Origin of the sequence: Pseudarthrobacter sp. PvP004 (assembly GCF_017876035.1) — a bacterium.
Lineage (GTDB): Bacteria > Actinomycetota > Actinomycetes > Actinomycetales > Micrococcaceae > Arthrobacter > Arthrobacter aurescens_A.
Genome location: NZ_JAGINL010000001.1, coordinates 1903198 through 1928671 on the forward strand (window position 1 = coordinate 1903198; position 25474 = coordinate 1928671).

The 25474-nt window shown below is 61.3% G+C and carries 21 protein-coding genes and 1 pseudogene; 1 reads left to right on the plus strand and 21 read right to left on the minus strand.

The window, feature by feature from the left end; genetic code table 11:
- Positions 1-1368: 1368 nt before the first annotated feature.
- From J3A64_RS23660 to J3A64_RS08685, 13 genes and pseudogenes are all read right to left on the minus strand, one after another.
- A complete protein-coding gene (locus J3A64_RS23660; RefSeq protein ID WP_286176234.1) occupies positions 1369-1500 on the minus strand; it encodes a hypothetical protein in 132 nt (43 codons plus the stop codon).
- Positions 1501-1682: 182 nt separating this feature from the next.
- A complete protein-coding gene (locus tag J3A64_RS08630) occupies positions 1683-2084 on the minus strand; it encodes a heme-binding protein (protein ID WP_210064081.1) in 402 nt (133 codons plus the stop codon).
- Between the two features lie 8 nt (positions 2085-2092).
- Positions 2093-2275: pseudogene (locus tag J3A64_RS08635) on the minus strand (hypothetical protein); the annotation flags it as partial.
- 207 nt (positions 2276-2482) lie between these two features.
- Positions 2483-3616: an aminotransferase class I/II-fold pyridoxal phosphate-dependent enzyme gene (locus J3A64_RS08640; protein WP_210064083.1), complete on the minus strand. Its 1134-nt coding sequence runs from the start codon at positions 3614-3616 to the stop codon at positions 2483-2485.
- An 11-nt stretch (positions 3617-3627) separates the two neighbouring features.
- A complete protein-coding gene (locus tag J3A64_RS08645; RefSeq protein ID WP_210064084.1) occupies positions 3628-5136 on the minus strand; it encodes an aldehyde dehydrogenase family protein in 1509 nt (502 codons plus the stop codon).
- Positions 5137-5216: 80 nt separating this feature from the next.
- A complete protein-coding gene (locus J3A64_RS08650) occupies positions 5217-5663 on the minus strand; it encodes a hypothetical protein (RefSeq protein ID WP_210064085.1) in 447 nt (148 codons plus the stop codon).
- Positions 5660-7324, minus strand: a complete 1665-nt coding sequence (locus J3A64_RS08655) for a GMC family oxidoreductase (protein ID WP_210064086.1) — start codon at positions 7322-7324, stop codon at positions 5660-5662. The genes J3A64_RS08650 and J3A64_RS08655 overlap by 4 nt, the downstream gene beginning before the upstream one ends.
- Positions 7321-8229, minus strand: a complete 909-nt coding sequence (locus tag J3A64_RS08660) for a TetR/AcrR family transcriptional regulator (protein ID WP_210064087.1) — start codon at positions 8227-8229, stop codon at positions 7321-7323. Before J3A64_RS08660 ends, J3A64_RS08655 begins: the two co-directional genes overlap by 4 nt.
- Before the next feature lie 254 nt (positions 8230-8483).
- A complete protein-coding gene (locus tag J3A64_RS08665; protein ID WP_210064088.1) occupies positions 8484-10064 on the minus strand; it encodes an ABC transporter substrate-binding protein in 1581 nt (526 codons plus the stop codon).
- A gap of 126 nt (positions 10065-10190) precedes the next feature.
- Positions 10191-12083: an ABC transporter ATP-binding protein gene (locus J3A64_RS08670; protein WP_210064089.1), complete on the minus strand. Its 1893-nt coding sequence runs from the start codon at positions 12081-12083 to the stop codon at positions 10191-10193.
- A gap of 17 nt (positions 12084-12100) precedes the next feature.
- Positions 12101-13102, minus strand: a complete 1002-nt coding sequence (locus J3A64_RS08675; RefSeq protein WP_210064090.1) for an ABC transporter permease — start codon at positions 13100-13102, stop codon at positions 12101-12103.
- Positions 13099-14040: an ABC transporter permease gene (locus tag J3A64_RS08680; protein ID WP_210064091.1), complete on the minus strand. Its 942-nt coding sequence runs from the start codon at positions 14038-14040 to the stop codon at positions 13099-13101. The genes J3A64_RS08675 and J3A64_RS08680 overlap by 4 nt, the downstream gene beginning before the upstream one ends.
- Before the next feature lie 74 nt (positions 14041-14114).
- Positions 14115-15428, minus strand: a complete 1314-nt coding sequence (locus J3A64_RS08685) for an NAD(P)/FAD-dependent oxidoreductase (protein WP_210064092.1) — start codon at positions 15426-15428, stop codon at positions 14115-14117.
- 535 nt (positions 15429-15963) lie between these two features.
- Here J3A64_RS08685 and J3A64_RS08690 point away from each other — a divergent pair.
- Complete coding sequence (locus J3A64_RS08690; RefSeq protein ID WP_210064093.1) at positions 15964-16845, plus strand: alpha/beta fold hydrolase; 882 nt, start codon at positions 15964-15966, stop codon at positions 16843-16845.
- Positions 16846-16970: 125 nt separating this feature from the next.
- Here the strand turns inward: J3A64_RS08690 and J3A64_RS08695 are convergent, their stop codons facing one another.
- The 8 genes from J3A64_RS08695 to J3A64_RS08730 form a co-directional block, all read right to left on the minus strand.
- On the minus strand, positions 16971-17762 hold the full coding sequence (locus J3A64_RS08695) for an IclR family transcriptional regulator (protein ID WP_286176236.1): 792 nt from the start codon (positions 17760-17762) through the stop codon (positions 16971-16973).
- Between the two features lie 325 nt (positions 17763-18087).
- Entirely contained in the window at positions 18088-20013 is a 1926-nt protein-coding gene (locus J3A64_RS08700; RefSeq protein ID WP_210064095.1) for a CocE/NonD family hydrolase, read from the minus strand.
- 308 nt (positions 20014-20321) lie between these two features.
- Positions 20322-21254, minus strand: a complete 933-nt coding sequence (locus J3A64_RS08705) for a cytochrome b/b6 domain-containing protein (RefSeq protein WP_210066100.1) — start codon at positions 21252-21254, stop codon at positions 20322-20324.
- An 11-nt stretch (positions 21255-21265) separates the two neighbouring features.
- Positions 21266-22234, minus strand: coding sequence for an electron transfer flavoprotein subunit alpha/FixB family protein (locus J3A64_RS08710; RefSeq protein ID WP_210064096.1), 969 nt, complete (start codon positions 22232-22234; stop codon positions 21266-21268).
- A 14-nt stretch (positions 22235-22248) separates the two neighbouring features.
- The gene (locus J3A64_RS08715; protein ID WP_210064097.1) at positions 22249-23019 is read right to left on the minus strand and encodes an electron transfer flavoprotein subunit beta/FixA family protein; all 771 of its coding nucleotides are present in this window, start codon (positions 23017-23019) and stop codon (positions 22249-22251) included.
- A 53-nt stretch (positions 23020-23072) separates the two neighbouring features.
- Positions 23073-24083 carry an alpha-ketoacid dehydrogenase subunit beta gene (locus tag J3A64_RS08720; protein WP_210064098.1) on the minus strand — a complete coding sequence of 337 codons (1011 nt, stop codon included), beginning with the start codon at positions 24081-24083 and terminating at the stop codon, positions 23073-23075.
- Positions 24080-25075 carry a thiamine pyrophosphate-dependent dehydrogenase E1 component subunit alpha gene (locus tag J3A64_RS08725; RefSeq protein WP_210064099.1) on the minus strand — a complete coding sequence of 332 codons (996 nt, stop codon included), beginning with the start codon at positions 25073-25075 and terminating at the stop codon, positions 24080-24082. Before J3A64_RS08725 ends, J3A64_RS08720 begins: the two co-directional genes overlap by 4 nt.
- Positions 25076-25077: 2 nt before the next feature.
- Complete coding sequence (locus J3A64_RS08730) at positions 25078-25305, minus strand: biotin/lipoyl-containing protein (protein WP_159698753.1); 228 nt, start codon at positions 25303-25305, stop codon at positions 25078-25080.
- Between the last annotated feature and the right edge of the window lie 169 nt (positions 25306-25474).

The window sequence follows — 25474 nt, forward strand, 5'->3', positions numbered from 1 at the left end:
TACGCAGAGGAATACACGACATATGGGTGCTTATCGGCAGACTGGCCAGCTTCGACATGCTCAGCCGACGTTCGCGTGAACTGCAATGTTCCGGAGGCACCACTGGGAGCTGTCATCTGCGTTGGGCCCGCGTCCCGCTTGATTTCGCAGTGCGCTTCGATGACACGGCCAAGACCCATTGATAGCACTCGGCCGACCGTGGCCGCCGAACTCTCACTTCGGAATGAACCTGCACATGTAGAACGCTTCCGGATCCGTGTCATGTCGCTACTGCCACTCACACGCATGAGTAGATGAAGGCCCAAGCAGGGACGAGCCAATGGCCGCAAGCAGCCGCGATAAAGATGATTTAAGTGTGGACAATGTCCACACCCCTTTTGGCCTGACAAAGCGTCCGCCCGGCAAGTCTCCCCAACGCCAGGAACGAGTCGAACCCTGGACCTTTGACGACGAACCTAGAAGTCATGTTGCGCTCGGTCCCCCTCCCCATGAACAGGTGTAGGGCAACCACGACCTACCGGACGAAAGACAGGAACCCATAACCCAGCTCAGAGCAAGCGGAGGGCCAGTCAGCCACGACCCTGAGCCCGCTCCCCCACAACCAAACAGGCGACCCGCGGCGCCAGGCACACCCCGCGGCCAGTGTCAGAGGGACTTGACCACCCAGAATGTACACACGTTAAAGCAAAAACCCCCTCTGACGAGGGGGTCTTCCTGTGCCCGAGGTGGGACTCGAACGGGATTCCAAGCCTTGCAAACACTGGCAAGTGGCGGAAACAAGCGGAATCCGGGCCAGTCCGGCGGTTGTACGAGCCAGTCTGGAGAGAAGAGTGTGGACATTGTCCACACTTCCTTTTTACTCGACGGATCACAGATGACGTGGACCCGATCCCTACCCTGCGCACTCATGTTCAGAGCCTGCCATCGGTCGTTGCAGTCTTTGGAGATTGCCCGCTCGATGGCGCCTCCAGGCATTGTGAATCCCCCCGGCCGGAATGCGCCGCAAACTCCAAGGAGATCTACGTGTACGGTAGCGACGATGCATGGAACGCGCACCAGCGTATTGCCAGGACCCTGCCACCCGCGCTTGGCGACTCGGCACTCAAATTCGCCGCTTCAGAAGTCTCCGACCAAGCCACATTCACAGCTGCCTACAATGCCTTCCTTAGAGTTCGATGCGAGGAAGTCCCCGCCCAGACGCGCTCGGGCTGCGCCGGCTGACGCTGGTGACCTGATTGGGCCAAGGAAACGACTTCCTGCCCTGCCACCGGTGATGGGTGAACACGGCACAGCAGGACGGAACATCAGCAGTCACAGACCGCATAGAACGCGCAGGGGCGGAGCGCCGAGCCATTCCGTGCCCGCGGGTCAGCCGATCTTGTGCACGCTCTCACCGAAAGCGCCTATGTTGGAAATGACATATCCGTAGCCGGCAGGATGTTCGCTGGGCAGTTCCATGTCTGTGCGGACCAGCTCATACTCAGCGATTTTGGCGCACATCCGTTCAGCGTCTTCGAGGTCCTAGTTTGCTAGGAGTGCTTCAAAGGTTGCCTGGTGGATCGCGCTTTTGTGCTTGGCTGCATCAAGATGCACTCCGCGCGGACTATTTGCCGCACAAGTCGGATAGGCCACGATTGACCGCGACCACCTCGAGGATGGTCGCGCTCAACTCGTGGTGAGCTCTACAGAACGACCTGGCCGGCCAGTGCAACGCTTTGGTCCTGCTCGCCCGATCCACCGCTAACGCCAAGTCCGCCCACGACGACACCGTCCTTGGTCAGGGGCACGCCGCCAGCGAAGATGGCGACTCGACCCCCGTTGGTGGTGTGGATGCCGAAGAACTGCTGCGTCGGCTGCGAATTGTCACCCAGGTCCTTGGTCTCGATGTCGAACGCCTTGGCTGTCCACGCCTTGCTGATCGAGATGTCGATGCTGCCGATCCAGGCGCCGTCCTGGCGCACGTGGGCGATAAGGTTGCCGCCGGCGTCGACGACGGCGATGTTCATCGGCTGGCCAATCTCATCGGCCTTCTTCTCGGCTGCCGCGATGATGGTGCGAGCATCCGCGAGGGTGAGTGCTGACATGTTGTCTCCTACAGGTTGGGTTGGTTTCGGGCGTCTCGGGTTAAGACGTAGCCGTGAAGTTTGAGTACGTGCTTGGTAGCGGCGCCGGCGTCGAACTCTGCGTAACCGCGGGGCATCCTAGAGAGCGTGATGGCCTCGGCCGTGACGGCGTCAACGATCGTTCCCTTGTCGTGCAGGATCGCCATAGTGAGCTAGCGGTTGCAATCATGACCGAGCCCCACCCAGGCCCAGGGGATCAGGGACGACTCGGCAGGCGCCCAGCCGATGCACCGACAGCTCGTCGACGCCGCTTAGACGCGCGAATCTGACATCTTTCGTCAGGCAAGTCCTATCAGTGGTCGAGCGCACTCCAGCTCTCGAGGATCTGCCGGGTAGGCCAGGTCGCGAGCATGGACCGGCTACCGTCGAAGGAAGGCGTCAAATGCTTGGAGAGCATCCTCCGCATCGTTGCGACCCAGTCCCATCCGGAACCTGTCATCCGCGACGTAGGCAAGATCCGAACGGAACAGACTCGCCGGGAGAAGGATCACTCCTGCCTCCTCTACGAGCCCCGTCGTCATCGCCTCTACTCCGTCTGGACCTAGATACCGGGGAAACGTGACGCAGCCACCGGCTGGCGGGCTCCACTCGAACATGTCCTGGTGCGCCCGGAAGAAGTCTTCGAAGACCGGCAGGTTGTTTCGGATCAGGTCACGGTTTCGCGCCCGGATCGCTTCCCCGTTCTTCAGTGCGATGGTGGCCAGCGCTTCGCTCGGACCGGAGTTGCACATCGACGTGTAATGCTTGTGCCGCTCCAGCTGTTCCAGAACCCGGTGGTCACGTGAGGCGATCCAGCCGACTCGCAGCCCGGCAAGACCATAGGATTTCGACATCACGTTGAGGGAGATTGCCGTTGGGTCGAGGTCAGCGGCCTGCGCCAGCGTGCGATCGCGATCAAGCTCCAGGCCGCGATACACCTCGTCGCTGAAGAGCCGAGCGCCGCGCTCGGCACACAGGTCCACCAACGCACGCCACGTCTCTGGGTCCGGGAGCGCACCTGTCGGGTTGTTGGGAAAGTTGACGGCGACGAGTGTCGTGTTGGGGCGCCACGCAGCACGCACCATGTCAAGGTCGAGACTCCATCCGTCGGACGAGTCCAGCAGCACGCCGCTAACCTGCGCCCCGGACGCAAGAGGAATCGTCTCCATCGACTGATAGTTCGGGACGGTCATGATGACGTGGTCCCCTGGACCCGCCAGCACCTGCATCGCCCAGAAGATCGCCTCCTCTGCCCCGGCGAAGACGAGCACGTCATCCGCGCTCAATGAGTCGTAGGTGGCGGCAATTTCCGCACGTAGCTCGTCACCGCCCCACGTCGGCGTGTAGCCCAAGCTCAACTGTTCGAAGCCCTCCCGGTCCTCGTCACTCGCCATCGCCAGAAGGTCGCTGATCCGTAGTGTCTCCAGGTCGGATGCGGCCAAGTTGTACTTGGCTGTGAACTCCCATCGCGCGTAGTGGGCCTCGAGCCGGAAGTCCGGAAATCGCGAAGACACGGTGCCGCTGCTCATCGCAGTGTGAACCATGTGGTTTTGAGCTCTGTGTACTGCTCCATCGCCTCGATGCCGCTGTCACGTCCTCCGAAGCCGGACGTACGATGCCCGCCGAACGGCGTCGTAATGTCTCCCTCGCTGTACCCGTTGATCGCGACGGTTCCGGCGCGAATTCCCCGAGCCATACGGAACGACACGTCGACGTCGTGGGACCAGACCGTCGCCGCGAGACCGTATTCACTGTCGTTCGCTAGCTGTAGTGCTTCCTCCTCCGTGTCGAAGCCGAGGACTGCCACCACAGGCCCGAAGATCTCCTCCCGGGCGATCGCCATGTCCGGGGTCACCTGGTCGACGACGGTCGGCGGATAGAAGTGGCCGCCCGTGTCCTCCAGAACGGCCGAGCCCCCTACTCGCACACGGGCTCCTAGCGCCACGGCCTCATCCACGTATCGTGAAACACGCTCGAGCGCCGTGCGCTCGATCAGCGGGCCCATCTCCGTGCTGCGGTCCATCGGATCACCCAGTCTGATCTTGGAGGCGGCCTGAGCCAGCCGATCTGTGAGCTCCTCCCGGAGAACGTTCGCAACCAGGACCCGGGAGCCGGCCGTGCAGTTCTGGCCTGCATTGCCGAATGCCGCGCCCGCCAGGTCCTCCGCAATAACCTGCAGGTCGGCCTTCATGTCCGCCAGCACGATCTGGGGACTCTTGCCACCCAGCTCAAGCACCACGTTCTTCATGTTGCTTTCTGCCGCGTACCGGAGGAACTCGCGACCGACTTGGGTCGAGCCGGTGAAGGCTACCGCGTCGATGAGCGGGTGCATCCCGACGGCCCGGCCGGCCGTCGGACCGTCACCCGGCACGACGTTGAAGACGCCGGGCGGAAAACCTGCCTCGGTGGCGAGCTCAGCGAGACGCAGTGCACTGAGCGGTGCCTGCTCCGCCGGTTTGGCCACGACACAGTTGCCGGCTGCCAGTGCCGGTGCGGCCTTGAACGTTAGCATGACCGCCGGGTAGTTCCACGGGACCACTATGCCTACGACTCCGACGGGCTCGCGCGTGATGATGCCGAGATGGCCTTCGCTGGTCGGCGAGACCTTGCCGAACACTTTGTCGATCGCCTCCGCGTACCACCGGAAGAGGTGCGCGACCTCGGGTATATCGCCCGTCTCGCAGTCCGTAATCGGCTTGCCCGCGTCAATGGCATCCAGTGCCGCCAGCTCCTGGGCATTCTCCTCGACGAGGTCCGCCAAGCGTGTCATTGCCGCTCGACGGACATCGGCATGAGACCAGGATCCCGCATCGAACGCACGCCGGGCAGCGAGCGCCGCGAGGTCGACGTCCTCTACTCCCCCGTCAGCCACCATCGCCAAAAGATGTCCAGTGGAAGGAGCGTAGGTAGGGAATGTCCGCCCGGATTGCGCATCAACGAACGCGCCGTCGATGAAGGCTTGTGTCCGAGTCACTGTCGGGACAGGCAAGACATCTACCGTCGCGAGAGAGGTGGAGTTGCTATGTGAGCTCATGAAAGTGGTTCCCCAGTTCGTCTGGATCGAAAACGCGGAGGCGTTATCGAGGGTTGGTTGGTCGTCTCATACCACGGGCGTCAGCCCGGGGGCATCGTATAGATCGGGCCGCGAGCCACGACCGGCGCCAGAAGGTCGTCCCTGAGGTAGAGCTCGACCTCTCCTTGAGCAGGGGGCGCCGGCACCCGGCCCGGATAGCCCAACAGCCTCCACACCGCTCGGCAGGACAGGTAGCGCCCGACGAGCAGATCGCACACCACGGCGAAACCAGCAGGGTCGATCGCCTCAAGCGCTTCAAGATCCTGCTGGACGCCCTTGCCCCACAAGTGGGCGACAGCATCCACGTAGGCCACGATTGCGGTACGGTCCCGGACAAGTTCTGCCAGTGCCATGTCCAGCACTGCTCCGCTCGGATCGGCCTCCGCTGCTGACGGAAAACCGGGGGTCGCCGGCGTGATGATCTCAGCCAGCGAGTGGAGGGTGGCTCGCTGGGCCTCGCTAAGCCCGTGGTCGAGGTCGTCCATCACGCAATCTCACTTTCCATAGTCGCCATCGCGTTGTCCACGATGTGGTGGGCGGTACGCCGGGCAAATGCGCTGATGGTGTTGGTCGGGCCGACAGTGCCGACCGAGGGGAAGACGCTGCCATCGACGATGAAGAGGTTCGGCACGTCGTGTGTGCGCCCGTACCCGTCGACTACGGACCTTGTCGGATCAGTGCCCATGCGCGCTGTGCCGAGGATGTGTCCCGGCTGATCCGGCATCTCGGGATAGCGAAGCACCTGGACCGCACCGGCCGCCTCGAGAGCCTCGGTGGCACGATCCAGGTGAAACTCGATGAGGTCCTTGGAGTTTTGGTCCTTGGTGTACTCGATACGTGGCGCCGGGATGCCGTGGGAGTCTGTCAGCACCGGATCGAGAGTCACTCGGTTGTTTTCGTTCGGCAGGTCGCTCGTGCAGATCGACATGAGCACTGATCGGCCAAGGATGTTGCGAACGCCGTCCATCATGCCCGCCCCGGCGCGCGCCCCTCCTGCCGCCGTCGACAGGGAGTACGCGGCCACGGGCCCGCCTGCGGCGCTGGTCCCCCAGGACGCCCCGAGGACGTGCCCACGCGACGCGTCGGTCTCGCCGAACTGGAAGGAGTGCGCTGTGTTGCCCGCCGGCCCGAACCAGCTGGCCAGATCCTGGTCGAACACGCCCACCGCCATGGCGGTGGGATTCAGCATCAGGCGCCTCCCGACCAAACCGCTGGTGTTGGCCAGGCCGTCCGGAAAACGAGACGACGTCGAAAGCTGGAGCAGCCGGCTGGTGCCGATTCCGTTCGCGGCCATAACGAACAAGTCGGCCTTGATGCGATGTTCACGGCCGTTGTTGTCGAGGAAGATGGCGCTGTTGACCAGCCCGTCCTTGTCGACCGTCAGCTCACGAACCCGGGCGCCAGTTACCAACGTTGCACCCTGCTTCAGTGAGATAGGCCAGTGTGTGATGTCGACGCTTGCCTTCGAACCATTGGGGCATCCTGCTTCACAGACTCCCAGACGAACACACGGTACCAATCCTTTGGTGTTGGTGTTGGCGATAGCGTTCGACGCCGGCCACCAGTGCCAGCCCTTGGCATTCATGCCCTGGGCGAACAGCCTCCCGTAGTCATTGATCGGGTGGGGAGGAAGAGTCGTGCCCCCCGTCACCGGAAAGGCCGTGTCTCCATGCATCGCGGCGGCGGCGAAGTCTTTATCGACCGCATCGTAGTGCGGTGCCAGGTCCTCCCAGGAGATGGGCCAGTCATCGGCGACCCCGTAGAGGGAACGCAACTTGAAGTCGCTGGGCATGTATCGGTGCCAGTAAGCTCCGAAATGGATGCTGCCGCCTCCAACGGCGTTGTACATGACCGGTGACACGTCGCTGTCGGCCAGGTTCAGTGGGTAGTCCTCCGGCATGGCCCTGACGTTCGAGCTGCTGTGCCAACGCCCGTAGGTCGAGAGCTCATATTCGTCTCGCGTTCCGGTGTACTCGTGGGTGTCGATCCATCGGCCCTGCTCCAAACAGACCACGTGAAAGCCCATGGCGGTTAGCTCCTTGGTCACGGTTGCTCCAGAAGGGCCGGAGCCGATGACAACCACGTCGACTACGTCGTCTGCCGATGCGGTGAACTCGGTGGCGGGATAGGTACCTCGTGCGATTGTCAAGGTTCGTTCCTTTTCGGCGTTTGATAGGTCAGGGAGGAGGGGAAGTCCTGGGGAGGGGTGTTGTGGATGGCCTCGAGCAGCTCCCCGGAATCGATGCCGAGCTCGATGGCCGTGGATTCAGCAACGAGGCGGTATACGCGCGGGGCCGGCGAATCGCTGTAAGCGAGCATCACCCGCTCGGCTAGACCATCGATGAGCCCCTGGATTCGCATGACCGCGTCATCCACCGTGCCGATGCATCGGAAGACCCCGTCATCTACACCGCTTTGGATGATGCCTCGCAGCTGGCTGTCCCACTGCAGGCATAGTTCCTCGAGCCGTGCCGCCCAGCGGGCGTCACGGAGTGCGAGACGCGAGAAGTCCATCCAGACGATCTGGTCCACCCGGTCCGGTGAAGCCACGATCGCGTGCCGCAGGGCGGCGCCAAGGTTCGTGATCGCAGAGCCATCCTCGTCGAAACTGCCGCCCTCGAACCAGCCACGCATCGCGTTGCTCAGTGCCGCGAACAGCAGCTCGTACTTGGTCTCGAAGTGGTAGTGCACCGTAGCAGTCGAGACGCCTGCCTGAAGTGCTACATCGCTGACGCGGACCTCGGAGTAACCGCGTGCAACGATGACCTGAACTGTTGCCTCAAGGATCTTGAGGCGGGTGAGATCAGTGTCTGTGACACCGTGCGCGGGCCGGGCTCTCCCTTGGCTGTGCCACTGTTGGTCCCAGTCGCGGACGGTGTTGGCTATACGCTCCAGTTCCCGACGCTCGGCATCACCGGTCGCCGCGACGAGCCGGTCACGCACCCGCTTGGCCCGGGTGTCCGTGATGCCGAGGCGTTGGGCCAAGGCATTGACGTTCAGGTCAGGGTCCATTTCCAGCGCATGGATGGCGGCGAACCAGACGCGCAACGGCACCCTCGAACGTTCGAAGATCGTGCCGACCCGTGGGAATACGTGATGCCCACAACTGTCGCAGCTGTAGCAGCTTCGTCCGCGGACCAAGTGGAAACGCCGGACTCTGTTACACGATGGGCAGTGAGATCGCGAGCCGTCGGGGCTGTGATGCTCGGACCACAGCCACTGGATGCAGTCCTCATCCGAGAACGCGTCAACTGTGTCGCCCTCAGCGTCTGGACGAATACGGAGAGCGGCCGGCGCCGCAGCGATGGTCACGCCACCCACAGGGACTTGAAGTCGAAGTTGCCGAACGACAGGCCCGTCTTGGAGGCGGTCAGCCCGCCCACCGACTTGCCGGCTGCATCAATCGATGCCGCAAACTGCGGAATGATGTATCCGCCCTGGTTGTGGTCGATGAGTTGCATCTGATGAGACAGCTCACGGCGGGCGCTCTCATCGGTCGTGCCGATCGCCTGCTGGTAAAGGCTGTTGTACTTCTCGTCGCTGAAATGAGTCTCGGGGTACGGGGCACCTGGTGTGGTCGTGTAGCTGGCCATGGCCAGGTACGGGGTGTAGTACCACGCGTCGATCGACATGTCCCACGACAAGAAGTTACTGCCGAAGAAGTCAGTGACGGTGACCTTCTGGATCTCCACCGTCACTCCGGCCAGCTTTGCCTGGTCCGCGAAGACCTGGGCCGTCTGCACCGCACCATAGGAGATGTCGCCGACCACAAGAGTGATTTTCAGGTCGGACTGACCAGCCTGTCGGAGCAGTGATTTCGCTTGGTCGATGTCCTGCTCGCGCTGCGGTATCGATGTGTCATAGTCAGGGTCCCAGAGGCCGAACACGTCGTTGCCGACGGTTGCGTTTCCTTCGAAGATGACGCTGTTGAGCTGCGCACGATTCACCACGAGTCGAAGCGCCTGGCGGACACGAACATCGTTGAACGGGGGCTTGTCACACCGCATGACGATCGGCGTCGAGCCACCACCCTTCGAGACGAGCACTTGGCCCGCCGCTCTGGCCACGCCGACGGACGCAGCGGACAGCTGGTTGACGAGGTCGACCTGCTGGGCCTGCAACGCGTTGAGCTGTGCAGTCTCGTCGGTGTAGTTGCTGATCACGAGGGAGTCGACGTACGCGGCCTTGTCCCAGTAGTCGCGATTGGCAGTGAAAACGCTCTGCTGTCCGGGCGTGAACGACTCGAACTTGAACGGACCCGTGCCGACAGGATTATTAGGGTCATAGTCGGTCGGCACGATGCCGAGGTAGTAGGCGTTCGCGTACAGGGCCTGGTCGAGGATCGAGAAGGGGGTAAAGCACGGCAGCTTGACAGTGAGCTTGTCCACCTTCTGGGCGTTCTTCATGTCGATCTGGGTCAGGGCCGACGATCCGCCGTAATGGTTCGACACGACCCGGTTGAGCGTGAACAGCACGTCGTCGGCGGTGACCGGCTTGCCGTTGTGGAACGTCAGTCCGTCCTTGAGCCGGATCGTCCACGACATGGCGTCCTTGGACGGTTCAATCAGGTCTGCCAGAGCTTTGACCCCGTGTGCGTCGTTGTCCATGCCGATCAACGGATTATAGAGCGCACCTCCCCGGGCGAAGTCGATATTGTTGAGAGGAAGGGCAGCGTCCAATGTGTCGGCGGCCCCGCCTCCGGTGAGGCCAGCACGCAGGGTACCGCCCTTGACTGGCGAGGACGTCGATGTGGTCGTGCCAGCCCCTGCCGAGCTGTCGCAGGCCCCGAGCGCGCTGGCGACAGCTGCGGCTGCCAGCCCCGTTCCTGCGTAGCGAAAGAGAGTGCGGCGGGATAGCCCGGCATTATTTGGGTTATGCGGCTCAATCATGGGTGCTCCATCTCGGGTAGTACGGGTGCGTGGGTGATATCGGATACGTCTGGCGGTTCAAAGATGTGGGGATGCCAATAGTGGCGTTCGAGCTGTTGTCGCTCGCTAACAGATGGATCGGAGCCTTCATCCCAGACCCACCGATCGTTCCGGGGCCTCGAAGCTGGGCAGGTGCTCCATCAGCTGCCGCGTGTACACGGCCTGCGGGTTGTCCAGCACCGAATCCGTCCTGCCTTGCTCAATGATCCGACCGTCTGACATGACGGCCACCTGCTGCGCGATGCTCCGGACCAGGGGGAGATTGTGAGTGATGAAGAGTATGGACAACTCCTGGTCGAGCTGGAGGTCTCGCAGCATTTCGATCACGGACGCCTGCACGGACACATCGAGCGCCGATGTCACTTCGTCGCAAACGAGCACCTGCGGCTGGACAACGAGGGCTCGCGCGATCGCCACTCGCTGACGCTCGCCCCCCGAGAGCTGATCGGGATATTTGGCCAGGTACGTGCGCGGCAGCGAGACAGCATCCAGCGTGCTGACGACCCGCTGGTTCCGTTCACGACGGCCTAACTTTGTGAAATGCTCGAGAGGCTGCAGCAACAGCCCACCCACCGTCCGGCGGGGGTTCAATGACGCGTAGGGATTCTGAAACACGTACTGCATGCGCTGCAAGGCGTCGCTGGACCGCTGGCTCACACCGGGTTTGATCTCTTCATCGCTAAGACGCACCTCACCGGACCACCCTCGATGCAACCCCACCAGGCACCGTGAAAGAGTCGTCTTGCCGGAGCCCGACTCACCGACCAGCGCCAGGCACTCGTTCTTGCCGATTGACAGGTTGATGTCGTGGAGAACTTTTTTGGTCCCGTAGTGCGCGGACAAATTGGACACCTGCAACACGAGGGTCGACTCTGCCTCTTCGTGATGGTCATCCACCGCGTCCAACACTCGCAGGTCCAGCGCCATTGCCTCACGCGTGCCGACGCCCGGTGCGACGAGACAGCGAGCAGAGTGCGCACCATCAGAACCTGCGGGTACCGCCATGAGAACTGGTGAGACATGATGGCATCGACTCTCACTGACCGAGCAGCGAGGGGCGAAGGCACATCCCGGCGACGGATCTCCCAGCTCAGGTCTGACACCCGGCATCGCGCGGAGTCGAGTGCGACGTTCGGCAGAGGGCACTGCGCGCAGCAGCCCTCTAGTGTAGGGGTGCTCCGGCGACCCGAAGACACGGGCGGCCGGTCCCCTCTCCACGATCTTCCCCGCGTAAACCACAGCGACCTGGTCGGCCAGCTCCGCGACGACAGCGACGTCATGACTCACGTAAATGGCTGCGACCCCGTACTTCGAGCACAGCGAGCGGACGGTGTTCAGCACCGTGCGTTGCGTGGTCACGTCAAGGCCCGTGGTCGGCTCATCCATGACTATCAGGCCGGGACGACAAGCGAATGCCATGGCGATCGCGACGCGTTGCTGCTGCCCGCCCGACAGCTGATGCGGATACGCCGAGAGTACGTGACGGACTCCGTCGAGGCCAACCTCGCCGAGGATCTCACGGATACGCTCGTCGGCTTCCCGCTTGCTGACGCCGTGGACCGTCAAGATCTCCCGGAGCTGCGATCCGATGCGGCGTGCCGGGTTGAGTGCCGTTCCCGGGTCCTGTGGCACGTAGGTCATGGCGCTTCCATATAGTCCTGTCCTTTTCCGTGCAGGAAGCGACGTGAGATCACGCCCGTCCAGGCGTACGGCACCGTGACTGATCTCGAGACCACGCCGGGTGTGGCCGATCATCGCCAGCCCGAGTGTCGTCTTGCCAGAACCGGACTCACCGACGATGCCAAGGATCTCACCTGCGGCCACCTCGATGCTCACATCATTGACGATCACGACCTTGCTCGACGCGATCCGTACGGTGAGGTTCTCAACCGTGACCCTCATGTTGCCTTTCCCCGTCTCAACGGCCCCGCCGGGGCCTTGCTCGCGGACCGGGTCCGTGGTCCCTACCGATACCGACATGTCCTGCTCCTGCTTGGTCATAGTGTCTTCGTCTCCTTCGAGGGCATAGCCTGATCCTCAGCGGGAAGGACGACGGCAAGAGCGGGCGACCCGGCGTCGGCCGTGATGCTGGCCCGCACCGTCCGGTCAACTCTGAGCGCCGACCGGGTCACCGCGTCCGCGAAGGTGTTGACACCGATCGCGAAGATGGCGAGCAGCATGGCCGGCACGAGGATGGCCAACGGATTGATGGCCGCTCCGATCCGATTCTCATTGATCATGTATCCCCAGTTGGCGTCCGGCGGTTGGAACCCGAATCCCAGGAACGCCAGTCCGGCCATCACGATGATCGAAAAGCTCATACGTAACCCCGACTCCACCATCAGGGGCGTGGTCAGGTTGGGTAGCACTTCGCGGAGCATGACCCGCCCGGGACTGACTCCGGTGATTGCCACCGCTTTGACATAGTCGCGCTCGGTGACATCCAGCGCTGCTGCTCGGATGACGCGGGCGACCTGTGGAGCATGAGAGGTGCCGACTGCCACGACGAGGAGCCACAGCTGGTTCCCGGCGACCGAGATCAGCAGCAGCGCGAACACCAGCTGGGGGAAGGCCAGGACAACGTCGACGACTCGCATGATCAGGTTGTCGAGCCAGCCGCCCAGGTACGCAGCTGCGACACCTGCGATGGCGCCCACCACCACGCCGAGCGCCGTGGCGATCGTAGCGAGAACGATGATCTGCCATCCTCCGGAAAGGACGCGGCTGAGGACGTCGCGTCCCAGCGCGTCCCCGCCGAAGATAGCGTTGGAGGACGGTCCGGCAAACGCGCCGACTACACCCACCTTGTTGGGCTCCTCTGGAGCGAAAAGGGGTCCTAAAAACGCCACAGCGAGGACCAGGAACGTTAGGCCGAGCCCGACCATGCCTCGGGTGCTTTGGCATGATCTGCCCAAGACACTCAGCCATTCGAACCTGCGGACCATTGGCACCTCTTCGAGCGCAATGTCTGCTGCTTCAGGGGATTGGATGGTAGTCATCTCTGCAGCCGCCTTCTGGGTGTGGCCATCAGAGCCAGCACGTCCGTGATGATGTTCACTATCACGTAGAAGGCGGCCAACAGCGTCACGAGGAATTGGATGGTCGGGACGTCCTTGTTGAGGATGGCCTGATAGAGTGCCTGCCCCACTCCCGGATAGTTGTAGACCGACTCCACCACAACGATGCCTCCGGCGAGGTAGAGCAGATTGAGCCCGATCGCCTGCACCGTCGGGGCAACGGCGTTCGGAAGTGCGTGTCGCAGCAGAACCTGTCGCTTTGTCAGCCCTTTCAGGCCAGCCATCTCGCCGTACTCACTCTCCAGCGCCTCAACGGTGGCAGCGCGCATCATTCTGAAGACGTACGGGGCGATGACGATGACCAGCACGATGGTTGGAAGGACCAACATCGAGACGTGATCCCACGGGCGTGCACCTGGCGGAAGTGCCGACACGGCGGGAAACCAGTGGAAGACGTTGGTCGAGAACAGGACGGTCACGAAGATGGCGATGACGAATTCGGGCAGCGAGAGGATGGCCAGAGCGGTCGCCGCCAGGGCGTGATCGAGAGGGCTGTCCCGGAGCACAGCGGCAACGAGCCCGACGGCCACGCCGATCAGCGTTCCAAGGATGCCTGCGGTCACCACGAGCGCAGCCGAGTTCAGTACCTGCGGCCCGGTGAGCGACGAAATCGTCTGCTGGTTCACCAGGCTTCGGCCGGGATCACCTTGCAGCAGGCCCGAGAACCAATGCCAATATTGCGCGACCGGAGACTGGTCCAGCCCCATCTGCTTCTCCAGTGCAGCCAGTCGTTCCGGTGTCGCGTTCTTTCCCAGCACCGCAAGGGCCGCGTTACCGGGCAGCAACTGGGTGGCGGCGAACACGATCATCGTGACGATCCAGATCGTCACGATGCCCAGCGGGACGCGCTGCAGCAGCATGGCCAGGACGGGACGTGGAACTCGCTCGTCGCTTGGCCGACTCATGGATGCGGGGGAAACCGCAGTCGCGTTGCTCACGGCCGAGACCCAAGAAGGGCAACGGCATCGGCCGAGGCCTTGTGGGCTGTCTCGAGCGCACCCTCCATCCATCCCATGAATGAGACCGCGATGTCGCTGCTTGCGAACAGGATCCGTCCTTCGGGGCGGGAAAGCTCGGAGTGAGTCGTCGACAACATACCCGGTCGGGCGCCAAACCATGAGCCCTTCGCCAGCACGTCAGTGTTCCAGTCGTGCCAATCGCTCTTGATGACGTGGGCACCCGGAGTCAGCGCTTCAACAGCGGCATCTGTACCTTCCACCGTATTGAAGTCAAAGGCAGTCGGGTCGCACGAGAACCCAACCTTGAGGGCCGAGCCCTCGACGTCGTACTCCCGACTCAGGACAGCGAGGCCCCGGTTGGTGCTTGGCCCCGCCATCACGGCGTCGACGTCGTTTTTCTCGACCAAAGCCCAGAACTTAACGGTCATGTCCGAAGAGTGAATACCAGCTGCGGCATCCTGCTTGCCTTGGCTTAGGGCCGGGGTGAACGACACATCGTTCCAACAGTTCAGGGGCGTCGTCCAGATGACGCATCGGGCACGGAGGACATCTCCCGCGGACGTGGTGACTTCGACGCCGTCGTCGTCCTGCGTCACGGACGTCACGTGCGTGTTCAGCCGCACGTCAGCACAGTCTCCGGCGATGGCGTCGATCATGGACTTGGTTCCGTGGGTGAAGCGATGGTGACCGATGGCGAAGAAGCTCCACGGGCTGTTCCCCACAAGGGCCAACTGCTGAAGCAGCATCAGGGCGGACATCGACGCGGTGTCCCGTGCTGCGTAGAAGACCGGGAACATGGAAAGAAAGTCCCAAGTGGCTCGCGGAAGGTCCAACGGGGCGAAGAATTCATCCCACGACACGTCCAGATCTTCCAGGCCCTGGGTGTCCAGAGGGGCGTACGGGTCAATACGATCAGCTGCTCGAACGCAGTGCAATACCGCCTTCTCCAAAGACTTGATCTCGTCCAGGGGCACGGGGAACCCTCTGGTGCGTTTGCCGTTGATGAGCCACTCCGACGCGGCCATCTCGGGGCTCAGCTCAATCGGAATGTCGTAACGGTCGAGCTCAGCCTGCATTAACGGCTGGTAGTTCATTGTGAGCCAGTTGCCACCCATCTCGATGAGTTGGTCGGTGTCGGCGAACTTGCGATACCACGTGCGTCCCCCCAGACGATCCCGCGACTCCAGGACCACAGCGGTGATGCCCTTGTCTTTGAGATTCCTGGCCGCCGTGAGACCAGCAAAGCCAGCCCCAACTACGACAACATCAAACTGCTCCGAATCCGTCATGGTGTTCTCCTGCTATGTGCGTGGCCTGCGCCTCACGAATTGGTTTCGTGGACGGGCGTCAGTGCTGATGTGCTGACTAGTGTTCTGAATCACGTATGAATCAACTAGTTAGTAGTCAACGCCGCCGAATACGGCACTGTCAAGCAGTAATGGCAGGGGAATCGCGGTTGAACTGCATAAATGTACCTGCCTTAAAGAGCCCCCCCTTAAACCACGTACTGTCTGCAATGAGGCGCGGCGTGAGCGACGTTGCCGGCCACCTGCCGCTTTCGCTGGTTCCGGTGAACCATAAGGCAGGTACGTGGCTTAAATGGCTTCCGATAACCACGTAACCCCGCGCCAAGCAGAGGATTCGAAATGCGGAGAATTTACTGAATATGAAAGCTGTCCGTAACGAGCGCGCAGGCACTTCGCGGAGCGTCGACAGCGTTCAGCGAGCTGTCTTTGCCGGCCCTCCCACAGGGTGGAACGGGGACTTGTCCGTTGTTGGCAAATTCTGTTGACGAGCGCTGGCCGGACCCTCCATGATCGTTTGATGTTTGAAGGATTTGAAGAGCACATTATTCGCGTCGGCGACGTCGACATCGCCTGCGTCGTCGGAGGCACCGGCCCAGCGGTTCTAATGCTGCACGGAGCGCCGCAGACGCACGCCATGTGGCACAAGATCGCGCCCAACCTTGCGCGCAGCTTCACGGTGGTCGCCGCCGATCTTCGGGGATACGGCGACAGCTCGAAGCCGACGTCGGGTGCGGACCACGCGGAATACTCATTCCGTGCAATGGCGCTCGACCAGGTACGGCTCATGTCCGCGTTGGACCACGAGCGATTCGCAGTAGTGGCTCACGATCGCGGCGCCCGTGTAGCGCATCGGCTCCTGCTGGACCACCCTGAACGCGTTTTCGGGGCGTCGATCCTCGACGTGCTACCGACCGAGTACAACTACTCTCATGTGACCAGAGAACTGGCAACGGCCTACTGGCACTGGTTCGCCTTCATCCAGCCGGCCCCATTGCCGGAGGATCTCATCACACCCGCGCCGGTAAAGTTCCTGCACCACGTGCTGAACTCGTTCGGGAGCAGCTCGTCCGTGTTCGCGCCGGAGGCGATGGCCGAGTACGAGCGCTGCTTCAGCGACCCGCAGATGATCCACGCCATGTGCGAAGACTACAGAGCAGCCGCTTCCATCGACCTCGAGCACGACCATGAGAGCCGAGACCAGCGTGTGGAGTGCCCGCTACAGATCATCTGGGGGTCCGCAGGGGTTGTCGGGCAGCTGTTCGATCCGCTTGCCGTGTGGCGCGAATACGCCAGCGACGTTCGAGGATCTTCGGTTGACGCCGGGCACTTCCTGGCCGAACAGCAGCCTGATCAGACGTTCAAGCTCCTCAACGACTTCCTTAGCTCGCTCACCCCCTAAGGCCTCTCACTAAGACGAGCGCCCTGTTGCTGAGGCGAGCGGTCGCGCCTGTTCGTCGATAACCTGAAAGTTGTGTCGGCACCTCCTTCGGTGGCACTTCCCCCGACCCGCGGCTCTGTGCGGCATCAAGCACTGAGTTGCTCGCTGACAGCTTCCTGAATCAGAGCTTGTTCGCGCCTGAGGGCGGCAACCAGATAGTCACGTCGCGAGCCGCTGAGGCGCTCTTCGATACTCGCAATGCTCAGCGCTGCGCGGGGCACCCCGTCGCTGTCGTGGAGTGCGATACCGATGGCCCACGAGCCGACGGCAGCGAGCCCCGGATTCAGCGCATAACCGTCCGCACGAGCCTGTCCAATCGACTTACGGAGAACCGGCTCGGACACAAGTGGGTAATGCCTGGCAATCACCTGGTCATTTCTCTCGATTGCCTCATCCACGTCGTCTTCGCTGAGGCTCGCGAGGATGGCCAGCGCTCCTGCCCCGACGCCCAAAGGGTGGCGGTCCCCCACCCCCATGGCGTTGTTCCGTATAGTTCCCGTGCCCTCTTCTCGACGAAGGCAGAGGCCATAGGTGCCTTGGCGAACAGTAAGGAAAGTGGTGTCCTCAGACAGCGCCGCCAGCCGACGGAGACTGTCCGATGAGGCCTCCACAATGGGATCGAAGTTAGCGACGGCAAGCTGCCCAAGAACCTGGGCATGCAGCCCCAGACGATAGTTACCAACCGCCGTCCGCTCGACGTAGCCAGCCTCCACGAGCGCGTTTGCGATCCGGTGGATCGAGGACTTCGGTGCTCCAGTAACCCTGACTAGGTCCGCCAGTGTGACACCGCCGGACTGTTCGCGCGACATCACGGCCACCAGGTCAAGCAGCATGAGACCGCGATGAAGACTCTGCGCTCCAGGCACGCGGAAGTCCATGTTCTCATCGTGCGCAATGTTCCATGACGCGGAACGCTGCAACCTATTTCCCCGGCTTCTGACCTGAGCAGCAAGGGAAGGGGCCGTATGTTCTAGAGTCATATCGCTGCATCCTCCAATTTTCAAAGCTTGATGAGACGCGCCCCAGAGACTGCCTAGCCGTCCACGGGGATGCACCGTTCGATCCCTCTGAATCAGTCGGCAATCTGACCGCAAACTACATGCATGCAAAAGACTGCTCCCCGGAAGTCAGAACTGACTTTGGCAGTCCAACTTTCGGAGAGCAGTCCACGATCGCGGTAGGGGCTCTTCGTACTAAGGCCCGTCAGATGGCGAAATTCCTCTCGAAGAAGGGGGAACCGTTCAGCGAGACAGTGGCTTTGGCCCAGTGGGCATGCCGCGTCTGCCACGTGACGGCGTGGACCTCAACCTTGGCCCCTCCCTCCAGCCCCATCGAGACCGTGACGTCCGTGTCCACCTGCGCCGCGTCTGGGCGGCTGGCAGTGACGGAGAACCGAAAAGTCGAATCGAACGTCAGAAGGTCGCCGGTTCCCGATGGGAGGTAGGCCGACCCTCTCGACTCAATCTCGGTTACGACTGCACCGGTAGCCACGCTGGTCTCGACGCGACGATCTACGAAACCGCCCTCGAGCGCGAGTGGCATGACGTTGACCGTCGGGTCCGGTGCAGGGAGGACCGGGCTCTCCCATACATGGTCGTCGACGAGTGGGAGCCGTACCTCGGACACCAGCACGTCGCCGGTCGCGAGACGGATGCTCGGCGTGACAGAAGACGGCCAGTGCCTTGGGAAATCGCCTACAGCGATGGACACCCGCAGGTGATGACCGGCTGGGACTTGGTAGGCAATGGGGAACAGCGGCACGTCCAGCCGCGCAAACTCGCCGTGCACGAAGTTTGCCCCTTCCGGTCCATCCTCGGTTAGGCGGGCCGAACCCAGGCAGATGAGCGTGGCGCGACCGTCGGGGCCCACGTGGCTGAGTTTGACCGTAAGGTCGAGCTCGCTGCCTTCGTCGACCGCGACGAAGAGAGACGCGTGCGGCACACCCAAAATGTCGATGATCTCCGGCGAAGGCGCGGAGTCGAAGGTGAGCGACTTGATATCATCAGGCCCCTGGTCCAAGGCCGCTGCCAGTCCACCCCCCAAGCCGTCGAACAGCACGGAGTGGGCACCGACTGTCGGATCACCATGATAGGAGTACTCGTGAGGCACAGCCGTCCCCTCGTCAGAGACGAGCTGGTGATTCGCTGACAACCTGAGCGGGTGGGTTACAGCTCTCTCGACGACCGGCCACTCGCGTTCAGAGCGCCACTTCTCTGCCCCGTATACCCATACGGCCACCTCTGGACCGTCCTCGCTCACGGCCGTGGTGTCGTTCTTCAGGTAACGGTCGAACCACGACTTGATCAGTGTGAGATGATCCGTTGTGCCCAGCGGTGCGGCGTGGGGAAGGGCATGCTCCCACGGTCCGATCATGAGCTTGCGCGGCGCCTTGAGCGCCTCGAAGCCCCACGTCACTTCCCGGGGGAAGAGGTCACGCCACCCGCCGATAACGAACGTTGCCGCCTCGATCTTGCTCCAGTCGATTACTCGCGACGCCCAGTAGGGATCTTCACGGTCGGGGTGGCGACGCCACTCTTGGGAGCGCTCCGCAAATTGCTCGAGACGCTCGAGCCAGATGCCGTGCCATGCGCCAGCAGTGTCCTGCCGGCCAGGCGGCAGGAGCTCCATTGCCAGCATGAACCCAGCCCAGGTCGAGGAGATGTACGGCGCTGGGACGTCCGACGGATACCAGAGCTCGTAGGCGTCAGCGGGCGGCATGATCGGAGCGATAGCTTTCAGATGGGGAGGACGCAGTGCCGCCGCCTCCAAAGAGGTGCGTCCTGGATACGAGAATCCATACATGCCCACGTTGCCATCGCACCAATCTTGCTGTGCGATCCACTCGACAACATCATAGGCGTCCTGGCCCTCACCGTCCCCGTCGAACGACTCCCAGCGAACACCTTCTGATGCCCCGCATCCCCGCATATCCACCTGAAGTGAGGCATATCCGTTTGTCGCGAAGTACTCGGTCTGGAACTCATCCTCGATGGCGTTGAGGTCGTCCTTGCGATAGGGCGCAAAAATGAGGGCCGCAGGCAATGCAGCGGACGAGTCAGGCCGATAGAGGGTCGCGGCGACCCTGACTCCATCGCGGAGGGGAATCTTGACGTCCCGCTCAATAATCATCTGTTGTCCTTTGGGAAGTTGAGCCGACCCCATTGATGCTGAGATCGAGTTATTTGGATTGATTCTTTAGTAAAATATCCTCAAGATCTCTTCGCACTGTCAAGCATTTTACAGTCAAAAGTACGCGATATTGAAGATAGTTACTTGCTCTAAAAACTATTCAATTAGACAGGTATACGTGCCCCTGCGATTTAGGTTCTGAGGTTGCACTAGCAGCGTCAGCTGAACCTTGTAGAAAAATGAATCTCCAGCATGGCGCTAAGTTCGTCCTGGGGTAGTTACAGACGGCGGGCCGGGAGGCACCATGCCTAACGGGAGATCTTTCCTGTCAGGGATGCAACGGGTCGTAGAAGCAGGGGCCGTGCAGCAAACCAAGCGGCCATCATGACGACAAGGGACAAAGAAAAGAGGATGAGGCCCAGCCACCCCTCATCGTCCGATCCCGAATACATGTGATTCAGGTTCCTTAGCACGCCGGTGGCAAAAACCAGGAATACATGAACGACAACAAAAGCGACAAAGAAAATCATGACAGGAAAATGCACTGCCCGCGCCAAATCAATGGGATAGAACTTGTTTATGGTCTGGGCATCTCTTGGCCAGACCGGAGACATGCGTAACCCTGTCAGCAGCGCCAACGGAGCGGCTATGAAAACGACGGTGAAGTATGCCAACACCTGAAGCGAGTTGTAGTTGACCCAACCGTTCTCAGTGGGCCAGTTGAGCGAAGCGTACTGAATCAGTGCCGACAGAGCATTGGGAAAGACCTCCCACTGAGTCGGAACCACGCGCCCCCAGCGTCCGGAGACCACTAGCAAAACCATGAAAACCAGGCCGTTGAGCACCCACAGGAAGTCAAGTGTCAGATGGAACCACAGCTCCAGACTGATTTTGGTGGGGGGCTTTTTTGTGCGAAGAAGGCCCTTGTTGTTGCGCGTCCAGTAGGCCGGTGGCTTGGTGGTAGTCCGCACCTGCCAGCCTGATCGAATAATCAGCAGGAGAAAGAACGCGTTGAGGAAGTGTTGCCAGGACAACCACCCCGGCATACCCTCCGGGGTGCCCTGGGGCAACTCAGTGTGCCCAGGATACGTCCGGATAAAATCAGCGACTGGGACCAACCCGATCAGCCATTTGGCGGCGAAAACAGCGGCCAGCGCAGCCACAAGAGTTGCCGGCACTGCCCAGTATATTTTTGCCTTCGCGACACTCTTGGATGTAGAAGACGTTTTTGTTGACGACATTGCTGATTTGGTCACGCTGATCGGGACCCAAGCGCGTCGAGCAATTGCGGAACCACCGCTGAGACGTCCCCGACGATGCCGAAATCGGCTACGTCGAAGATGGCCGCCTCTGCATCATTATTAATGGCCACTATCGTTTTGGAGGTCTCCATACCCGCACGATGCTGAATGGCACCTGAGATTCCCAGCGCCACGTAGAGCTGCGGCGACACCCACACACCTGTTTGCCCCACTTGCGAGGTCTGTGGCACATAGCCTGCATCCACAGCTGCCCTAGAAGCGCCGACGGCGGCGCCAAGCGCGTCGGCCAACTGCTCGACCAGCACAAAGTTCCCTTTGGATCCGAGTCCAAGACCACCGGATACAACTTTGTCCGCAGTGCGAAGCTCTGGCCGGGTCGACGTTGAAGCGGGAACAAATGATTCGACCACAACCGCGGCCCGCGGATTGGCTGCTACCTCGATGGAAATCAAGCTGGCCGCACCGTCAGCGGGCGCCTTGGCTTCGATGGCCCCTTGCCGGATAGTGAGGATGGGAAGCCCTTCCACAACTGCATCGACGGCGTACTTTCCGCCGTAGACCGAGTGGGTAGCGACGACCTGTCCGTCCTCCTTTCGGACGTCCACCACGTCTGCGAGTACACCCGTTCCAACTCGGGCAGCCAAACGCCCTGCCACTTCCCTGCCGTCGGCTGAATTCGAAATCAGAACCGCATCCGGCTGGAATTCCCTGACCACCGCTGCCAGAGCTTCGACCTGCGGCGTGATGTGCAGGGTCTCAGCGTCCGGTGTTTTTGCGAACACAATCCTGTCTGCTCCAAGGAGTCCGAGACGGGTGATCACTTCATTACTGGGCGAAGCGGACCCTGACACGATCGCAAGAGGATTGCCTAGTTTGGCCGCAGCGGCCAATAGGCCGCCGACTGAACCACTGACGCCACCGGACCGAGGGGTCTCTACATGAACTACGACGTTCGTCATTTCATTTCTCCTAACTAGGCCAAGCGGTTGCTTACAAGGAACTCGACAAGTTCCTTCGCGGCTGTGCCGTCGTCGACTATCTTCTTTCCTGCAGTGCGGGCTGCGCGGACTTGAGTCGACAGGACAGCGGTTCGGGAGTCGGCGTCGTTTGCCAGACCGAGATCAGCCAGGCTGAGCACGGTTATGGGCTTGCGCTTGGCGCCCAAGATGCCCTTAAAGTTGGGAAAGCGCGCATCAGGGGAACGTTCAGTTACCGAGATAAGAGCGGGGAGGGAAGAACTCAGACCAAGGATGCCGTCTTCTCCTTGCCGCTGGCCCCGTACGTATCCGTCTGATAACTCGGTAGAAAACAGACCGCCCAGAAGGGGTAGGCCGAGGTGCTCGGCGACCATGGCCGGCACGACGCCACTGCGCCCGTCCGTGGATTCATTGCCCGTGAAAACAACGTCGAAGTCGACCGTCTTCAGCGCAGCGGCCAAGACACTTGCCGTTCGTGAAGCGTCGGCGGCCTCCAGCCGATTGTCAAGGATATGGATAGCCGAATCCGCCCCCATGGACAGTCCTCGTCGCAGCGTCTCTTTTGTGGACTCCGGCCCCATGGATACAAGGACGACGTGTGTACTCCTGTCCGCGTCCTTGTATTGCAGTGCCACTTCCAAAGCACGTTCATTGACCTCGTCAAAGACAGCTTCGCTCGAACCACGATCCAGGCGCCCGCTTGAGACGTCGAGCTTACGCTCTTCTGCCGTATCCGGGACCTGCTTGGTCAGTACAGCAATCTTCATTAGGGAACTCCTTTGAATTGATGTCTACGTCAGGAACAGCGACCCCGCCGGTCTCAAACTGTCAGCTTCGTACGGCGCCCCACTGTTGCCAGCGCTTCGTCCACGATGTTCTGTGCAGAGGGGATTACGGCACTTTCCAGCTCCTCGGAATAAGGAATAGGTGCCCGTGCAGCACCCATGCGCCGCGGTGCCGCGTCGAGATCTCCCCAACATTCCTGCACGGTGTTGCTGACGAATTCTCCGCCCCATCCGAAGTCCCGGACGGCTTCATGAACAATGAGGAGGTGCCGGGTTTTCCGGACTGAAGAGAAGACTGTCTCCATGTCGAAGGGATACAAGGTTCGCGGATCGATGATTTCCACATCTACGCCTTGCGCGCCGAGAATCTGGGCAGCTTCGAGGGCGCGCTTCGTCATGAGTTGCGTTGCCACAATAGTGAGGTCCTTGCCTTCACGGGCCACCCGCGCTTTCCCAAGCGGAATGAGTTCCTTCGTCACGGGGCCCTTGTCGTAATAAAGGGCCTTGTGTTCGAGGAAGACCGTCGGGTTCTCACTCTTGATGGCGCTGCGTAGGAGACCGTATGCGTCGTTCGCGGTGCCGGGAACGACCACCTCCAACCCCGGGATATGGGCATAGAGGGTTTCCAGCGACTGTGAGTGCTGCGCCGCCTTGCCGATGCCGGATCCACCGTTACTCCTCACTACCAATGGGGTGGAGAACTGGCCCCCGAACATGTAACGGGATTTGGCGGCCTGGTTGATCAGTCCGTCTGCCCCTAGGAGCATGAAATCCGAGTACATTATTTCGACGACAGTCCTGGTGCCCGCCATGGCGGCTCCGGCTCCGGCGGAGATCAGCGTTTCTTCGCTTATGGGCGTGTCCCGGACGCGTTCCTTGCCAAACACGTCAGCCATCTTGCGTGTAACGCCGTAGATGCCGCCACCGGTACCCCAGGTAGTGAGATCCTCCCCCATGATGATTGTCGACGGATCCTCAGTGAATTCATCGTGCAATGCTGCGTTCAGTGCCCGCCAAATCGTCAACTGCTGAGCTGGCTTATTCATCGGTAGTCCTCGCTGACTTGAGTAAAAGCTGAAGAAACGTCCGGGAAGGGAGAAGACTTGGCGAACTCCTCAGCAGAGTCGACCCGCGTCAGCGCGGACGTGGCAATCGCTTTGAGTTGTGCCTCATCCAGAACGGTCGAGTCGAGGAGTCTCTTCGCAAGCCGGGCGATTGGGTCGCGGCCCTTCCACTGCTCCACCTGCTCAGCAGTCCTATAGATTTCCGTGTCTCCGGCCATATGTCCCAGATACCGATATGTGTCGGCGACGATAAAAGTCGGGCCTTGCCCAGACCGGGCCCTTTGGACCGCCTCGGCCGCTGCGTTGCTGACGGCTTCTACGTCCATTCCATCGACATCGACTGAGGGCACTCCATAAGCCTCTCCGCGCCGGCGGAGATCTGGCTGGGCCACCATCTCCTCCAGTGTTGCGGATTGCGCGAAGTGGTTATTCTCGCAAACGAAAATGACGGGAAGTTTCCAGATTGCTGCAAGATTGAAGGCTTCGGCCAACACGCCCTGGTTGGTGGCTCCGTCGCCGAAATATGCTACGGCCACGTTGTCCGTACCCTGTGCTTGGGCCGCCAGGGCGGCGCCTGTGGCGAGGCCAATTCCGGCGCCGACAATCCCGTTGGTTCCCAACAGCCCCAACTCTTTTACTCCGATATGCATGGAGCCACCCTTACCGCCGCAATACCCGTCGCGACGTCCAAGGATTTCCGCCAGCGTCCTTCCCGCATCGGCGCCTTTGGCCAGACAATGGGCATGCCCGCGATGATTGCTGGCGACACTGTCGGACGCCCGCAGCGCCCAGGACACACCCACCGCCACTGCTTCCATGCCTACCGAAGGGTGAGTGGAGCCCCGGATCAGGCCCTCCTCCGAATAGGTCGGTAGCCGGGACTCGAACTCCCGGATGGTACTCATCAGTCCCAAGGCAGATGGTCCATCGATATCAAGGTCGAATCTGGTTGCCTTCGTGATTTCGACAGTCATAGCTAGCCCACCCTCGCGATGATTGCCTCAGGTTCCAGGACGTCGCCCTCTGCTGCTACATACGTAAGGGTTCCGCTCGCTGGTGACAATACTTCGACCTGAACCTTTGAGGTTTCAAGCTCGGCGATGGCCTGGCCTGCGGTGACCTCACTGCCATCTTCTACCAGCCACTCACTGAGGTCTGCTTCAGTTTCGGTGCCCAGGAGTTCCTGCCCCACAATGACGTCCACAATAAGATCCTTTCATTGGTGTTTCCTTGTTCCAGCATGGTGCTACCAAGTCGGCCGTGTCAATGACTTGTTAGAAATTCGATTGCTTCCTCACCCCGCCGTAGGCAAAAACAGAGCCAGGAACAGGGGCCACACGGAAGGAGGGAACTCGGGCATTACCGTCCCGCCG

Bases quoted from the DNA above. Each gene is read 5' to 3' on its own strand.
- J3A64_RS08725 (WP_210064099.1), bottom strand. From the start codon at position 25,075: ATGACTGTCGAAATCACGAAGGCAACCAGATTCGACCTTGATATCGAT.
- J3A64_RS08710 (WP_210064096.1), bottom strand. From the start codon at position 22,234: ATGACGAACGTCGTAGTTCATGTAGAGACCCCTCGGTCCGGTGGCGTC.
- J3A64_RS08700 (WP_210064095.1), bottom strand. From the start codon at position 20,013: ATGATTATTGAGCGGGACGTCAAGATTCCCCTCCGCGATGGAGTCAGG.
- J3A64_RS08705 (WP_210066100.1), bottom strand. From the start codon at position 21,254: ATGTCGTCAACAAAAACGTCTTCTACATCCAAGAGTGTCGCGAAGGCA.
- J3A64_RS08675 (WP_210064090.1), bottom strand. From the start codon at position 13,102: ATGACTACCATCCAATCCCCTGAAGCAGCAGACATTGCGCTCGAAGAG.
- J3A64_RS08680 (WP_210064091.1), bottom strand. From the start codon at position 14,040: ATGCTGCTGCAGCGCGTCCCGCTGGGCATCGTGACGATCTGGATCGTC.
- J3A64_RS08720 (WP_210064098.1), bottom strand. From the start codon at position 24,083: ATGAATAAGCCAGCTCAGCAGTTGACGATTTGGCGGGCACTGAACGCA.
- J3A64_RS08715 (WP_210064097.1), bottom strand. From the start codon at position 23,019: ATGAAGATTGCTGTACTGACCAAGCAGGTCCCGGATACGGCAGAAGAG.
- J3A64_RS23660 (WP_286176234.1), bottom strand. From the start codon at position 1,500: ATGTGCGCCAAAATCGCTGAGTATGAGCTGGTCCGCACAGACATGGAA.
- J3A64_RS08670 (WP_210064089.1), bottom strand. From the start codon at position 12,083: ATGTCGGTATCGGTAGGGACCACGGACCCGGTCCGCGAGCAAGGCCCC.
- J3A64_RS08665 (WP_210064088.1), bottom strand. From the start codon at position 10,064: ATGATTGAGCCGCATAACCCAAATAATGCCGGGCTATCCCGCCGCACT.
- J3A64_RS08645 (WP_210064084.1), bottom strand. From the start codon at position 5,136: ATGAGCTCACATAGCAACTCCACCTCTCTCGCGACGGTAGATGTCTTG.
- J3A64_RS08685 (WP_210064092.1), bottom strand. From the start codon at position 15,428: ATGACGGATTCGGAGCAGTTTGATGTTGTCGTAGTTGGGGCTGGCTTT.
- J3A64_RS08695 (WP_286176236.1), bottom strand. From the start codon at position 17,762: ATGGACTTCCGCGTGCCTGGAGCGCAGAGTCTTCATCGCGGTCTCATG.
- J3A64_RS08690 (WP_210064093.1), top strand. From the start codon at position 15,964: ATGTTTGAAGGATTTGAAGAGCACATTATTCGCGTCGGCGACGTCGAC.
- J3A64_RS08630 (WP_210064081.1), bottom strand. From the start codon at position 2,084: ATGTCAGCACTCACCCTCGCGGATGCTCGCACCATCATCGCGGCAGCC.